This is a genomic window from Dietzia sp. SYD-A1, assembly GCF_015356725.1.
Classification (GTDB): domain Bacteria; phylum Actinomycetota; class Actinomycetes; order Mycobacteriales; family Mycobacteriaceae; genus Dietzia.
Genome location: NZ_JADDKI010000064.1, coordinates 1 through 13149 on the forward strand (window position 1 = coordinate 1; position 13149 = coordinate 13149).

The 13149-nt window shown below is 71.1% G+C and carries 12 protein-coding genes, 3 tRNA genes and 1 pseudogene; 5 read left to right on the forward strand and 11 right to left on the reverse strand.

The genetic code is table 11. The features are described from left to right. The 4 genes from IY392_RS03345 to IY392_RS03360 form a co-directional block, all read right to left on the reverse strand. A partial coding sequence (locus tag IY392_RS03345; protein WP_194860489.1) for a hypothetical protein occupies positions 1-181 on the reverse strand: 181 nt, incomplete at its 3' end. A 62-nt stretch (positions 182-243) separates the two neighbouring features. Next, complete coding sequence (locus IY392_RS03350) at positions 244-1164, reverse strand: DMT family transporter (protein ID WP_182613648.1); 921 nt, start codon at positions 1162-1164, stop codon at positions 244-246. A gap of 149 nt (positions 1165-1313) precedes the next feature. After that, positions 1314-1386 (reverse strand) — tRNA-Arg (locus IY392_RS03355). Positions 1387-1434: 48 nt separating this feature from the next. Further along, positions 1435-1526: transfer RNA gene (locus IY392_RS03360), tRNA-Ser, on the reverse strand. A gap of 105 nt (positions 1527-1631) precedes the next feature. On the opposite strand from IY392_RS03360, the gene IY392_RS03365 reads away from it, so the two are divergent. The 3 genes from IY392_RS03365 to IY392_RS03375 all read left to right on the forward strand — a co-directional run bounded on the left by IY392_RS03365 (position 1632) and on the right by IY392_RS03375 (position 5803). Next, on the forward strand, positions 1632-2690 hold the full coding sequence (locus IY392_RS03365; protein WP_182613649.1) for a pyridoxal phosphate-dependent aminotransferase: 1059 nt from the start codon (positions 1632-1634) through the stop codon (positions 2688-2690). Between the two features lie 127 nt (positions 2691-2817). Next, positions 2818-4614, forward strand: a complete 1797-nt coding sequence (locus tag IY392_RS03370; RefSeq protein WP_194860490.1) for a bifunctional UDP-sugar hydrolase/5'-nucleotidase — start codon at positions 2818-2820, stop codon at positions 4612-4614. A 223-nt stretch (positions 4615-4837) separates the two neighbouring features. Then, positions 4838-5803, forward strand: coding sequence for a S9 family peptidase (locus IY392_RS03375; RefSeq protein ID WP_194860491.1), 966 nt, complete (start codon positions 4838-4840; stop codon positions 5801-5803). Between the two features lie 29 nt (positions 5804-5832). Here the strand turns inward: IY392_RS03375 and IY392_RS03380 are convergent, their stop codons facing one another. The 3 genes from IY392_RS03380 to IY392_RS03390 all read right to left on the reverse strand — a co-directional run bounded on the left by IY392_RS03380 (position 5833) and on the right by IY392_RS03390 (position 8857). Further along, positions 5833-7068, reverse strand: a complete 1236-nt coding sequence (locus IY392_RS03380) for a S9 family peptidase (protein WP_194860492.1) — start codon at positions 7066-7068, stop codon at positions 5833-5835. 2 nt (positions 7069-7070) lie between these two features. Beyond that, positions 7071-8342, reverse strand: coding sequence for a lipase family protein (locus tag IY392_RS03385; protein WP_194860493.1), 1272 nt, complete (start codon positions 8340-8342; stop codon positions 7071-7073). 140 nt (positions 8343-8482) lie between these two features. Beyond that, positions 8483-8857 carry a helix-turn-helix transcriptional regulator gene (locus tag IY392_RS03390; RefSeq protein WP_107755488.1) on the reverse strand — a complete coding sequence of 125 codons (375 nt, stop codon included), beginning with the start codon at positions 8855-8857 and terminating at the stop codon, positions 8483-8485. Between IY392_RS03390 and IY392_RS03395 the strand changes: the two genes are divergently transcribed. Beyond that, a complete protein-coding gene (locus tag IY392_RS03395) occupies positions 8847-9320 on the forward strand; it encodes an SRPBCC domain-containing protein (protein ID WP_228548965.1) in 474 nt (157 codons plus the stop codon). The two genes, IY392_RS03390 and IY392_RS03395, sit on opposite strands and share 11 nt — an antisense overlap. Before the next feature lie 24 nt (positions 9321-9344). On the opposite strand, the gene IY392_RS03400 is transcribed toward IY392_RS03395, so the two are convergent. Beyond that, positions 9345-9430: transfer RNA gene (locus IY392_RS03400), tRNA-Ser, on the reverse strand. Positions 9431-9566: 136 nt separating this feature from the next. Here IY392_RS03400 and IY392_RS03405 point away from each other — a divergent pair. Further along, entirely contained in the window at positions 9567-10607 is a 1041-nt protein-coding gene (locus tag IY392_RS03405) for an NAD(P)H-quinone oxidoreductase (RefSeq protein WP_194860494.1), read from the forward strand. A gap of 31 nt (positions 10608-10638) precedes the next feature. On the opposite strand, the gene IY392_RS03410 is transcribed toward IY392_RS03405, so the two are convergent. From IY392_RS03410 to IY392_RS03420, 3 genes and pseudogenes are all read right to left on the reverse strand, one after another. Beyond that, the gene (locus IY392_RS03410; RefSeq protein WP_194860495.1) at positions 10639-11190 is read right to left on the reverse strand and encodes a PadR family transcriptional regulator; all 552 of its coding nucleotides are present in this window, start codon (positions 11188-11190) and stop codon (positions 10639-10641) included. Positions 11191-11194: 4 nt separating this feature from the next. Continuing rightward, complete coding sequence (locus IY392_RS03415) at positions 11195-12160, reverse strand: nitronate monooxygenase family protein (RefSeq protein ID WP_107755484.1); 966 nt, start codon at positions 12158-12160, stop codon at positions 11195-11197. A 155-nt stretch (positions 12161-12315) separates the two neighbouring features. Beyond that, positions 12316-13149 (reverse strand): annotated as a pseudogene (locus tag IY392_RS03420) (polysaccharide pyruvyl transferase family protein); the annotation flags it as partial.

Below are 13149 nucleotides of genomic sequence, written 5' to 3' on the forward strand. Positions count from 1 at the left end.
GCCCAGCAGGAGGCCCCGGCTGGGTACGGGGTGCCTGCGCTGTCGGCGGCGCCTGCTGCGCCTGTCGCCCGAGCGCGGCCAGGTCGCTCCGGACCTCCGCCATCTCGGCGGTGATGCGTCCGAGACGGGCGTCGAGGTCGGCGAGTGTCCGCTGGAGGTGGTCGGGGTGTTCCGGGTTCACCCCTGAATACTCTCCCGTACCGGCCGCCTCGTCCACAGGCTCCGCGGTCGGCCGGCCTCCCTCTATCGCCGCGCGAGGTGGGCCTGCGCCCCGGCCCGCGACCGCAACACGAGGACCACACCGACCGCGCTGACCGCCATCCCCACCACCGCGAGAAGAGTGATCGGCACCCCGAACATCAACCACACCCAGACCATGGTGGTGGGCGGGGTCAGGTAGAGCAGGACGCTGGCGACCGTGGCGCCGCGGGTGCGGGTGACGAACACATAGAGGACGTACCCGCAGAGCGTCGACAGGAAGACCAGCCAGGCCACCGCCACCCAGAAGTCGGGGTCGGCCGGCACCGCTCCCTGCCCGACGAGGAGCATCGCTGCGACCAGGGCCCCCGCCGCGACGACCGACTGCATGGTGATCGCCTGGAGCAGGGTCTCCGTCGGCCTGAGGCGCTGGGTGAGAACCGTCCCCGTGGCGAGGCTCAGCATCCCGGCCACCGGGAACAGGTACGCCCACCACGGCGCACTCCCGGCACCCAGGCCGCCAGAGACCACCACCACCACGCCGGCCATCCCGAGCAGCATGCCGAACCACATGACCGGCGTGGTCCGTTCCCCGAGGAACCTGCCCGCGACGGTCGCCACGAGCAGCGGCTGCAGGGCCGCGATCAGCGCCGCCGTCCCGCCGTCGACACCGCGCGCGACGCCCTCGAAGATCATGAACAGGAACACGGCCTGGCTGAACAGACCCAACACCGCCTGCCGCGCCCACGCCCTCCGGTCGGCCAACCGCACGCCCAGCACGAGGCAGACGGAGAGCAGCAGCACCCCCAGGATCGAGAACCGCCACCCGAGCAGCTGCAGCGGGGTCCCCCCGGTCCGGGTCCCGAGCTCGGCGCCGACATAGCCCGAGCTCCACATGATCACCAGAGCCACCGACGCCAGATGGCCGGCGTTGCGGCGGAGCGCATCTCGAGCGGGCGTGGGCATCGGCACAGCCTACGAAGCGGCCGGCCTCGTCGTCGTCGTACCGTCGGCCCCACCCCCGCGCCCGGGACCCGCCGCCGGTGATCCGCAGAGGGACGGCGGACGACGAACGCCCCCGTCCGGAGGGACGAGGGCGTTGCCGATACCTGCTGTGCGCCCGAAGGGACTCGAACCCCTAACCTCTTGATCCGTAGTCAAGTGCTCTATCCATTGAGCTACGGGCGCAGTATTCATCTGTCGTGCCAGTTCATCCGGTCACCCGGTGCTCCGGCATGGCGGAGGCGAGAGGATTTGAACCTCCGGTCCCCTTTAAGGAGGACAACTCATTAGCAGTGAGTCCCATTCGGCCGCTCTGGCACGCCTCCTGGAGGCTCTGCTGAGCCAACGAGGGATAACAGTACACACCGGTCGGCGGGGTGCGCAAAACGGCCGGACACCCCGCCGTCACCCGGTGGACCTACTCTGGACGCATGTCCCCCGACGTGCGCACCGACCTCGACGCCATCCCCTCGTACGTACCCGGCGCCACCGTCCCGGGCGCGATCAAGCTCGCCTCCAACGAGACGACCGCGGGCCCGCTCCCGAGCGTGGCGGCCGCCATCGTGGACGCGGCGGCAGGGGTGAACCGCTACCCGGACATCACGGCCGGGGCCCTCGTCTCCCGACTGTCGGAGTACCTCGGTATCCCAACGGAGAACGTCACGGCGGGGTGCGGGTCGGTCGCGCTGTGCCAGCAACTCGTGCAGGCGGTGTGCGCCCCGGGGGACGAGGTGCTCTTCGGCTGGAGATCGTTCGAGGCGTACCCGATCATCGCGCGCATCGCCCACGCCGTCCCCGTCGCGATCCCCAACCGCTCCGACGGCACCCTCGATCTCGACTCCCTCGCCGATGCCGTGACCGACCGGACCCGGGTCATCTTCGCGTGCACCCCCAACAACCCCACGGGTCCGGCGGTCTCCCGGGCCGCGCTCACCGCGTTCCTGGACCGCATCCCGGAGCGGGTCACCGTGGCGCTGGACGAGGCCTACTACGAGTACCTCCGATCCGAGGACCCGATCGACGGCGTCGCCGAGTCCATGGCCCGGCCGAACGTCGTGGCACTGCGGACGTTCTCCAAGGCGTACGGTCTGGCGGGCCTGCGCGTGGGCTACCTCACCGGACCAGCGGGGCTGGTGGCATCGGTGGGGAAGATGGTCGTCCCCTTCTCGGTGAGCTCGCTCGCCCAGGCCGCGGGGATCGCATGCCTCGAGGCCGGCGACGAGCTCCGCGCCCGCACGGACGCGGTGGTCGCGGAACGGGAAAGGGTCCGTGAGGCGCTGCTCGGACTCGGGCACGCCGTCCCGGACAGCCAGGCCAACTTCGTGTGGCTGCCGCTCGGGGACGCCGCGGCGGCGTTCGACGCACACTGCCGCGACCACCTCGTCATCACGAGGTGCTTCGCCGGAGACGGGGTGCGGGTGACGATCGGCGACCCGGCGGAGAACGACCGCCTACTCGCCGCCGCCCGCACTTTTGTGATCGGAACGTGACTGTTCCGGCGGGCTCCCGTGACCTCGCACCGGCACAGTGGTCGGGGTTCGAGGGGGCGGAGTGGTGCTCCCGCTCGCGGCCCCACGTGTCCGCGTGCCCGACCTGGGCGGGACCCGAAGGAGCCGGATGAGACAGAAGAGTTCATGGGACAGCGTGAACTCCTCGCCCATCCAGGTCGCCCTGTGGTCGGGTTCACAGTCAGCCGCCGCCGTCCGCGGCGCGCAGTCCTCGCCCCTTCGCCTCGCCGGGGTTATCACGCTGGTGCTCACGGCCATCGGCGCGCTGGTCCTCACCCTCGCCTCCGCGCCCGCCGCCGACGCCCGCCCCGGCGAGTCGGGCCGGCCGTGGACGCCCTCGGTGGAGACGCAGTCGGTGCGGATCCTCGGAATCGGGGAGTTCTCCGGTGCGCTCACCCGACCGGTGGGGTTCCAGGGCCAGCTCCGGGACGGCTCGGGGAACGTGCGACCGGCGGGCGGGGGGTCGCACCTCGCCGCGACGGTGGGCAAGCTGCGAGACCAGTCCGGTGACGCGATGCTGCTCGCCACCGGTGACTCCATCGGCGGGACGTCCCCGGAGGCTGCGCTGCTGGGTGACCGGCCGACCGTCGAGTTCTTCAACCGCCTCGGGGTCAACGGAGCGGGCGTCGGGAGGCGTGAGCTGGACAAGGGCGCCGACCACATCCGCGAGTTGGTCCGACCGGCGTGCCGTACGGAGCAGGACTGCCGGGTGGACCCGCCCCTTCCCCCGTTCCGGGGCGCGGCCTTCCCCTTCCTGGCCTCCAACGTCATCCCCTCCCCCGACGCCGCACCCACCTTCCCGTTCGCGATCCAGCGGGTCGGGGACGTGCGTGTGGGAATCGTGGCGGTCACCGTCCCCTCCGACAGCGCCCCGGAGACCACCACCCGGCTCTCCGACCCCGTGAAAGCGGTCAACGAGACCGTCGACGCGTTGCAGTTCCTCGGCGTGGAGGCGATCGTGGGGCTGGTGCAGTCCACCACGGTGCACGGCAACCTCGATCCCGGTGCCTGCCCGGAGGAACTCACCGAGCTCGACCTGATCACGCGCCTCGACCCCGCGGTCGACGCGCTGATCGTCGGCGCCTCGGGCGGTCCCGCCACCTGCCGGGTCAGGGACGCGGAGAACGAGGAGCGTGTCGTGGTGGCGCCGGCGTCACACGGACGGTCGGTCGCCGTGGTCGACCTCGCCGTCGATCCCGCCACCGGCGACGTGATCCGTCCCCAGACCTCGGCGTTCAACCAGACGGTGAACGCCGACATCGCACCCGACCCGGGCACCGAGGAACTCGCGCGCCAGGCCGGTGCCGCCGCGACCGCGGAGGCCCGCACGCCCCTCGGTTCCGCCACCGAGACGATCCCCCGGAGGATGGACTCCAACGGGGAGTCCCCGCTGGCCGACGTGATCGCCGACTGCCAACTCCACGCCACCCGGGGAAGGGGCGCCCAGCTCGCGCTGTCCAACCCGGACTCGCTGCGGACAGACCTGCCCCAGGGCCCCCTGGATTACGCGACCCTGCACACCGTGCAGCCCTACGGCGACCGCCTCTACCTGGTCACCGTGACGGGGCGGGAACTGCGAGCGGCGTTCGACCACTTCGCCGACGACATCGGCGACAACGGCCCGGCGGTCTCGTCCAACGTGCGCTACACCGTGGACACCCGGCGACCGGCAGGCGCGAGGGTCTCCGAACTGCTGGTCGACGACCAGCCGGTCGATCCCGACCGCGAGTACACCGTCGTGGTCAACGAGTTCCTCTCCTCTCCCGAGTTCAGGGGCTCGCCCCTCGCCGAGCGGGGGGATCGCCGGGAGGCGGGCCTGACGGACATCGACGCGCTCATCCGGTACGTCACCGACGAGGGCCCCCTGAGCGCGCCTGACACCGGGCGGGTCCGGGTGCTCCGGTAGGCGTGGAGACCGCCGCCCGCCTGCAGATCGCGGCCCGACATTCCTCCTCACCTGCGGTCACCGGAATCCGGTAGGGAACCCTTAGGTTTTTCGCGCCGCTCATTCTAAGATCGATTTCACCACGCCGTCCGGCGCCCCTCACCGGACTGTGGTGAACGGCGACTGCGTCCAGCATGAGTCGGCTATTCCTTCTTTCTGATTCGTGCCTGAGAAAATGGTGGTCATGCTGCAGCGACGACGTTGTCACCGCCCCACGAGAGCCGCGCGGATCGGCGTGGTCCTGGCGACCGCCTTGGCACTGGGGTCGGGATGTGTGACCACCGGCGCGGCGCCGGTCGTGGTGACCGACCTCCGCGCCCCGGCGAGGCTCGACGAGGTCACCGTCCAGCGGTTCGAGTACCCCACGAACGGCACCTCGGATCCGGAGCAGAACTGGGCGGACCTCTACCTGCCCGCCGGGGAGCAGCTCCCCAACTCCATCCCCCTGGCGGTCCTCATCCACGGCGGGGCGTGGCGGGACCAGATCGGGGCCGACTCGTTCGACCCGCTCGCCCGAACGCTGGCCAACCGCGGGATGGCCGTCTACAACATCGAGTACCGACGGGTGGGCTCGGGCGGCGGATGGCCGACCACGTTCCACGACGTCGCGAGCGCTATGGACCACGTGGTCGAGGTGGACAAGAAGTTCCCGCAGATCACCACCGACGACGAACTGGTGGTGGGGCACAGCGCGGGAGCCCAGCTCGCCGTGTGGGCCGGAACGCGACACACGTTGGACGACGACGAGGTCGGCGCCAAACCGGCGTTCCGCCCGACGCGGGTGATCTCGATCGCCGGCCCTCTGGACATGGTCTACGCGGCCACCCATGGCGACGACAGGATCGTCACCGCGATCGGCGGGACCCCGGCGGAGGTGCCGGAGCGCTACGCGAAGGTCGATCCGATCCAGAACATCGCGACAGATACCCCGGTGGTCGCCATGCACGGCGCGCGCGACGTGACCGTGGGGCCGGAGAACTCCCAGCGCTATGTGGACGCGGTCGGCCGCGCCGGGGGGAAGGCCAAGATGGTCCTGTTCAACGACGAGGACCACGGCTCCCTCGTGTCAGGGGACTCCCGCGCCTACCCGCGGGTCCTCGAGATCATCCGCCACGTGTCGGCGGCGGAACTCCACGAGACCACGGCCTGAGCCGAGATCGGCGCGAGCCGGCGGTCAGGTCAGCTCAGGACCGTGTCGAGCCAGCCGAACATCCGCGCATCGGTGAGCTGTCGGGCCAGCGGCTGGCAGTGGTAGTTCGCACCCTCGGCAGCGGTGAACCGGGCCAGTTCGGTGGGGCCGCCCGCGCCCTCGGCGAGCCGCTCGGACTGGCCGGGCCAGAACTGCTCGTCCTCCGGGTCGGTCACGAGCAGTGGGGTGGTGATGTCCGACATCTCGTCGGCGGTCAGCGAGTAGCGGTGGACCGCGGCGAGGGTGTCGAAGTACCCGGTCTCCCCGTACGGTCGGGCACGGAAGGCCCACGTCCGCGCGGTGGAGGAGGAGAACTTCATCCCGAGTGACATGTCGCGGTCGAACGCCTCCTTCTTGCCCGCGCGGAACAGCGTCATCAGGTTGGACGGGATGTGCGCGGTCCACGACGCCGCCACGTCCACCACTCCGGGGTCGGCGACCGCTGCGGCGAAGCGATGTTCGTAGGCCAGCGCCCGCGAGACCCAGAACCCGCCCTGACTGATGGCGTACACGGCCAGCGCTCCGGCGTCGACGTCGGGGCGGTCCAGGAGGAAGTCGACGACGGGGGTGAGGACCGACTCCCAGTCCGGGCGGAAGCCGATCCCGCGCTCGAACAGCATCGACTGCTGGCCCGGTCCGTCGAAGAGCAGCACGTTGTATCCGCGCGCGAGCGCGCCGGCCGCACCGTTGTGCCAGAGCCCACTGGTCGCCCCGTCACTGCCGTTGACCATCACCAGTGTCCGGCGGGGTCCGGGCTCGGTCGACGGCCGGAGGAACCACCCGGGCATCGTGTCCTTCTCCCATGGGATGGACACCCGTTCGATCACCCGGTCGGTGGTGTCGACGAAGCGCTCCCAGCTCGCACGCTGGAGGCGGAACGTCGACGTCAGTTGCCCCTCGTCCCGCAGGCCGCTGGCCGCGTTCACCGCCACCGCGAGATACGTGGACGCTCGGAGGTAGGCCATCGACGCGGTCACCGTCCGACCGGCCGCCGCCTCCCGGTCCGCCGCGGCGTGGACCCTGCTCCCGAGGTCGTGCCAGGCGTGGAACCAGTGATCGTGGTCGCCGTCGCCGACCCCGTCCACGGTCGCCAGGACCTCCCCGGCCTCGGCGGCGCCGTAGGCGACGGCCCCGAGCAGGCACCGCACCTCGTAGTCGAAATCCGGATCCTTGTAGAACCCCGCACTCAGCGCGCGGTGGGGCCGGGCGGAGAAGAAGGTCGACATGCTCAGGTCCCCTGACAGTTGGTGGTGGGTGCGAGGCCGGCGAACCGGTCGGCGAGGAACTGGGCCGTCTGCACCTGGAAGGGTGCGAACGCCTCGGAGTGGGCGAGGCCGTCGTACTGCGCGTAGGTCACCGCCACACCGCGGGTGCAGTACTCGTACGCCAGACCGGCGACATCCGCCGTCACCATGACCGAGTCGCCGATCCCGTCGACGTCGCCCACGGCCAGCAGCATCGGGACCCTCGGCGTGCCCGCCGTGCCCATCACGTTGTCCCCGATCGCGCTCACCACCGCCGGGATGTCCAGCAGGGACGTGTACGGGGCGCGGACCATCTGGGCGTCGGTGAGTCCGGGGTAGTCGGCGGCGAAGGCGTTGATGCACTGCGAGCTGACGATCTCGACGAGGTGGCGGCCGTAGTCCGACAGGAAACTGTCGGTGTCGATCCCATACGCTCGCTGATATGCCACGACGAGCGCGGGGATGACCCCGGCCCATGTGGCGCTCCCGCTCACGTACGGGAGGTTGTGGGCCACGTTGACCGGCAGTCCTCCGGCGGCCGCGCCGACGATGTTGAGTTCCGGGGCGTAGGTCGGCGCCACCTCGGCACCCCACTGGGTGGGCACGGACCCGCCGGAATATCCGGCCAGCCCCACCGGCGTCGACGCCGGCAGTCCCAGTTGGTTGATCGTGGCGCGGACACCGTCCAGGGCGGCGTAGCCGGACTGGCGCCCGATCGTCCACTCGAGGTCCGGTCCCTCGTAGTCGGGAACGACGACGGTGTAGCCGGCCGCGAGATATCCGCCGATCACACCCTGCTCGGCGATCGCGGCCCGGCCCGGGGCACCGTTCCCGGTCAGGGTGTAGGAGGGGTCGCATTCGGAGCCCAGCGCGTCGTAGGCCATGTGGTAGGAGATGAGCCTCGGGGGCCCCGGGACCAGGGGCCTGAGAATCGTCGCGACCGTCGCGCTCGGCGCGCCCGCCTGATCGGTGGTCCGGTAGAGCACCTGGGTGCTGGTGAGCGGTGTGGCGAGTTCGAGCGACCCGTAGGTCATGGTCCTGCTCTTGATCACCGTTCCCGGCGCGAGATCGGCGATCGGCCCGTCCGGGGTGTAGAACGGATCGGCGGACGGCAGAGGCACGGGTGGCGGAGCGGCGGACTGGGCCCCGGCCGCTCCCGATCCGGCGCCGACACCGGCGCAGACCAGGAGGAGGAGGGCGAGGGCGCACGCGACGCCCCCACGCATCTGACGGATGGCGGTGCTCGTGCCGACCATGGCGCACTCCCGGCGGTTCGTCGCGCTCAGAGGATGTGGTGGTGGGGCCGGGTCGCCGCTCGACGGCGGTGGACGGCCCCACTCTCACTGCGAGATCTCTCTGATCATCCCAGCAGGGACCACCGTGTGTAAACAGGTGATTATTCGTCCTGGTGGTTTAGGTGGTCGCCTTCTGCGTCGAGCTGTTCGAGCAGATCGACCGCCGCGCGGGCGTACTCACCGATCCACCGGTCGTGGATCCGCTTGATCGGCAGCGGTGCGAGCGACAGGTGGCGCTCGCGGCCGACCTTGCGGCCCGCCACCAGGTCGGCGCGCTCGAGCACGCGCAGGTGCTGCAGCACCGTGGTGCGGTCGATGTCGGGGAACAGGGCGCAGAGACCGCCGGTCGTGCGCGGCGAGTCCTTGAGCGCGTCCAGCATGCGCCGCCGTATCGGGGCGGCGAGAGCCTTGAACACGGCGTCGTCGTCGTCCGCACCCTTGCGCGCACCGTCATACATGTTGTAAATGTACAACATGTCTGGAGTGCTGAGCGAACTGACCTTCACCGTCTCGGGCCGCGTGGGGCGGCCCGTCGACGCCGTCTACGAGGCCGTGGCCGACCCCGCGCAACTGTCCCGCTACTTCACCACCGGGGGCGCCCGTGGCCGGCTCGAGCCGGCCACGGAGGTCTCGTGGGAGTTCGCCGACTTCCCCGGCCGATTCCCGGTGACGGTGGTCGAGGCCGATCCACCCCGGCGACTGGTCATCAGGTGGGAGGGCGTCGAGGCCATGGACACCGAGACCACCACGGTCTTCGAGTTCGAACCGATCGACGACGGCGCGCGCACGCTGGTCACGATCACCGAGCGGGCCTGGCGCGTGACGCCCGGCGGCGCGGAGAGCGCCTTCGGCAACTGCGAGGGGTGGACGATGATGCTCACCGCACTCAAGGCGTGGGTCGAGCACGGCATCAACCTGCGAGAGGGCTACTACGCCTGAGTGCGGTCACGTCGACGTCCAGGGCGGAAGTGGAGGGATTTGAACCCCCGGTGCTGTTTAGGCACGCTCGCTTTCAAGGCGAGTGCATTCGGCCGCTCTGCCACACTTCCCCGTCGTCCGCCACGACACGCCAGGGCGCGTGGTTCCACGTGGAACACGCGTGGACGACGCTGCTCATCGTAGTGGACCCTCCCGCCCACACCCAGCCCGGCTGCCGGCCGCGGCCATCGCGGCTACGGTCGAGGCATGAAGGCCATCGAGTATTCCAACGGTCCCGATTCCCTCCGGCTGACCGAGGTGGACGATCCGCACCCCGGGCCCGGCGAGGTCCTCATCGACGTGGCGGCCACGGCCGTCAACCGCGCCGACCTCCTGCAGTCCCAGGGCCTCTACCCGCCGCCGCCCGGGGCGTCGGAGATCCTCGGACTCGAGTGCTCCGGACTGATCTCGGCCGTGGGCGAAGGCGTCGAAGGCCTGGCCATCGGCGACGAGGTGTGCGCGCTCCTGGTCGGCGGCGGGTACGCCGAGAAGGTGGCCGTGCCGGCCGGGCAGGTCATGCCCGTTCCCGCCGGCGTATCACTCCACGAGGCCGCGACGCTGCCCGAGGTGGCGTGCACGGTGTGGTCCAACCTCGTCATGACCGGCGGGCTCGGCCGCGGCGTCCTGTCTCCCGAGGCCCGCTGGGGCGACACGGACCTCGGGGCCCCGCGGGTGCTGATCCACGGCGGGGCCGGGGGCATCGGTTCGCACGCCATCCAGGTCTGCCGCGCGCTCGGCGCCCGCGTGGCCACCACCGCCGGAGGCCCGGAGAAGGTGCGGGAGTGTCGCGAGCTCGGCGCCGACCTGGTCATCGACTACCGCGAGGAGGACTTCCCTGACCGGGTCAGAGAATGGACCGACGCGGACGAGCGGGGCCGTGGCGTCGACCTGATCCTCGACGTGATGGGCGCGAAGTACCTCGAGCCCAACATCGCCTCACTCGCCCCGGACGGCCGACTGATCGTGATCGGCATGCAGGGCGGGGTGAAGGGAGAGCTGAACCTGGGGGCCCTGCTCCCCCGCCGAGCCGGCGTGCTGGCCACCAACCTCCGTGCCCGCCCGGTCGACGGTCCCGGGGGCAAGACCGGCATCTGCCGGGAGGTGGTGGACTGCGTGTGGCCGATGGTCGCGGCGGGTGACGTGACCACCCGCGTGTCCCGGGAGATCCCGCTCGAGCGCGCGGCGGAGGCGCTGGCCCTGCTCGAGTCGGGGGAGAGCCACGGGAAGATCCTGCTGACCGTCGGCTGACGTGCCGGCGCCGTGTTCCGGAGTGCGACTCTCAGCCCGCCGGGAGCTGGTCCAGCATCTCGAGCACCTCGTCGCACCACCTCACCCACGCCTGCTCCACCTGGATCCCCAGCGTGAGCACGCGGTGCTGGAGGAGGTCGCGGGCGTCGGCCGGGTCGGGCCGGGCGAAATCCCGGTCCTCGATCTCGCGGTACCGGCGGAGAGTGTCGGCCCGCTGGTCCCGGTGATGCCGCAGCGCCTCCCGGACCTCGTCGACCGCCCCCGTCGCGGCCGCGGCACGCACCCGCACCGCCATGGTGGACCGCATCGGGTCCGGCTCGTCCGGTTCGCGGATCCACTCGGTGAGCAGCCTCCGGCCGTCCCCGGTGACCTCGAAACGACGCGGGTTACCCCGCGAGGGGGCGCCCTCGAGAGGGAGCTCCCGGATCAGCCCGGACTCCGCCAGCCGGTCGAGCTCCCGGTAGATCTGCTGGTGGGTGGCCGGCCAGAAGTACCCGATCGACTTGTCGAACCGCCGTGCCAGCTCGATCCCGCTCCCCGCCCGCTCGGTCAGAGAGGTGAGAATCGCGAACTTCAGTGACACGGTGTCAGCGCGCAGCCAGGGCGGACGCCGCCTGCTCGTACTCCGCGCGGAGCCGCTCGACCAGTTCGCGCACGGTGCCCGACGTGGAGACAGCGCCCACGCCCTGGCCCGCGCCCCAGATGTCCCGCCACGCCTTGGAGTCCGCGCCCCCACCGGAGCCGAAGTCCATGGCCGTGGGATCCGAGACGGGTAGGTCGTCCGGGTCCAGCCCGGCCGCCTCGATGCTGCCCCGGAGGTAGTTCCCGTGGATGCCGGTGAAGAGGTTGCTGTAGACGATGTCCTCCGCCTTGCTCCGGACGATCATCTGCTTGTACTCGTCGGCCGCGCGGGACTCCTCGGTCGCGAGGAACGCCGAGCCCACGTATGCCAGGTCGGCGCCGGCGGCCTGCGCGGCGAGAATCGACCGGCCGTGGGCGATCGCCCCGGACAGCAGCAGCGGGCCGTCGAACCACTCGCGGATCTCCTGGATCAGGGCGAACGGCGACTGCGTCCCGGCGTGTCCCCCGGCGCCGGCGGCCACCGCTACCAGCCCGTCGGCCCCCTTCTCGATGGCCTTGCGGGCGAACCTGTCGTTGATCACGTCGTGCAGCACGATGCCGCCGTAGGAGTGGACGGCCTCGTTGACCTCGGTACGGGCACCGAGGGAGGTGATGACGATCGGCACCTCGTGCTCGACGACGGTCGCCAGATCCTGCTCGAGCCTGTCGTTGGACCGGTGGACGATCTGGTTGACGGCGAACGGGGCCACGTACCGGTCCGGGTTCGCCGCGGCGAAGGCGGCGTTGCTCTCGGTGACCTGGTCCAGCCACTCCCCGAGGGCCGACTGCGGTCGCGCGTTGAGCGCCGGGAACGACCCGATCACCCCGGCCTGACACTGCGCGGCCACCAATTCCGGGCCGGAATAGATGAACATCGGCGAGGCGACCACCGGGACGGTGAGCGGGCCGGCGAGCACGGAGGGAAGGGCCATGAGCTGTCCTTTCGAGACCGGTATGGGGTCGGCTGTCCCCGACCGTACGGTGACCGAAGGCGTTATGCAACTAGTTGCACAAAGCCCGAGCGGCGACCACGAAGTCGACTGGAGCGCGGGCACCCCTTCTCATCTCCGCCGCGGATCTGGGCTCCTCATCGGGACGCCGCGGCGTAGATCTCCTCCGCCAGCCGCTCGGCCCCCGACACGAGCGCGTCGACCGTCGCCGGCGCGACACCGCCCGCAGCGGGCATCGCGATCGAGGAGGTCGCGTGCGGAGCCACCGCCTCCCACGGCGAGCCGGCGGCCTGCAGGGATCCGTGCTTGACGTCGTAGAAGGCCGAGCCCGTCCGCAGGGCCACCCCCGAGGCGCCGCGGGCCGCCGCGAAGAGATGAGGGTGGAAGCGGCTGGTCAGCCAGACCTGGCCGGGCCGGGCGGGAAGACCCGTCGACCACAGTTCCTGGAACGGCACGAAGCGCGCGCGTGTCAGGCGCAGGCCCGCCAGAGCGCGCCCCACCTCGTCGTCGTCGCCACCTGCGCCGGACGCGGCCTCGGCGCGGGCACACACCATGTCCCACACCACGCGGTCGCCACCGGGGATCGACTCGACCACCGTGATCCGCTCGCCCGGCACCGCCCACTCTGCGAGCACTCGCCCGACGGCGTCGGCGAGGACCTCCGGCTCCACCAGGTCGGACTGGGCGCAGAGCACCAGGTCGCGACTGGTGTCCGGATCGGAGGAGTAGACGGGGTGGTCGCCGGCCTCCACTCCCCCGGTGACTGACAGCGCGAGCCAGCCGTCGTCGGCCACATGACGGACCGGGACCCCCGAGCTCTCCAGGAGTTCACCGGAGGCCGCGTCCCGGACGGTGACCAGGTGATAGTCGCGCAACGCCCCCGCCAGCCCTTCGGCGTCGTCGCACGGCACGAAGCCCTGCCCCGTGGCCACCACGCGAGCACCGGCCCGCCTCCCGGCCTCTCCCGCCCC

What these genes read in the sequence shown, in the direction of transcription:
- IY392_RS03350 (WP_182613648.1), bottom strand. Translation starts at nt 1,164, where the DNA reads ATGCCCACGCCCGCTCGAGATGCGCTCCGCCGCAACGCCGGCCATCTG.
- IY392_RS03365 (WP_182613649.1), top strand. Translation starts at nt 1,632, where the DNA reads ATGTCCCCCGACGTGCGCACCGACCTCGACGCCATCCCCTCGTACGTA.
- IY392_RS03370 (WP_194860490.1), top strand. Translation starts at nt 2,818, where the DNA reads ATGAGACAGAAGAGTTCATGGGACAGCGTGAACTCCTCGCCCATCCAG.
- IY392_RS03375 (WP_194860491.1), top strand. Translation starts at nt 4,838, where the DNA reads ATGCTGCAGCGACGACGTTGTCACCGCCCCACGAGAGCCGCGCGGATC.
- IY392_RS03380 (WP_194860492.1), bottom strand. Translation starts at nt 7,068, where the DNA reads ATGTCGACCTTCTTCTCCGCCCGGCCCCACCGCGCGCTGAGTGCGGGG.
- IY392_RS03385 (WP_194860493.1), bottom strand. Translation starts at nt 8,342, where the DNA reads ATGGTCGGCACGAGCACCGCCATCCGTCAGATGCGTGGGGGCGTCGCG.
- IY392_RS03395 (WP_228548965.1), top strand. Translation starts at nt 8,847, where the DNA reads ATGTACAACATGTCTGGAGTGCTGAGCGAACTGACCTTCACCGTCTCG.
- IY392_RS03390 (WP_107755488.1), bottom strand. Translation starts at nt 8,857, where the DNA reads ATGTTGTACATTTACAACATGTATGACGGTGCGCGCAAGGGTGCGGAC.
- IY392_RS03405 (WP_194860494.1), top strand. Translation starts at nt 9,567, where the DNA reads ATGAAGGCCATCGAGTATTCCAACGGTCCCGATTCCCTCCGGCTGACC.
- IY392_RS03415 (WP_107755484.1), bottom strand. Translation starts at nt 12,160, where the DNA reads ATGGCCCTTCCCTCCGTGCTCGCCGGCCCGCTCACCGTCCCGGTGGTC.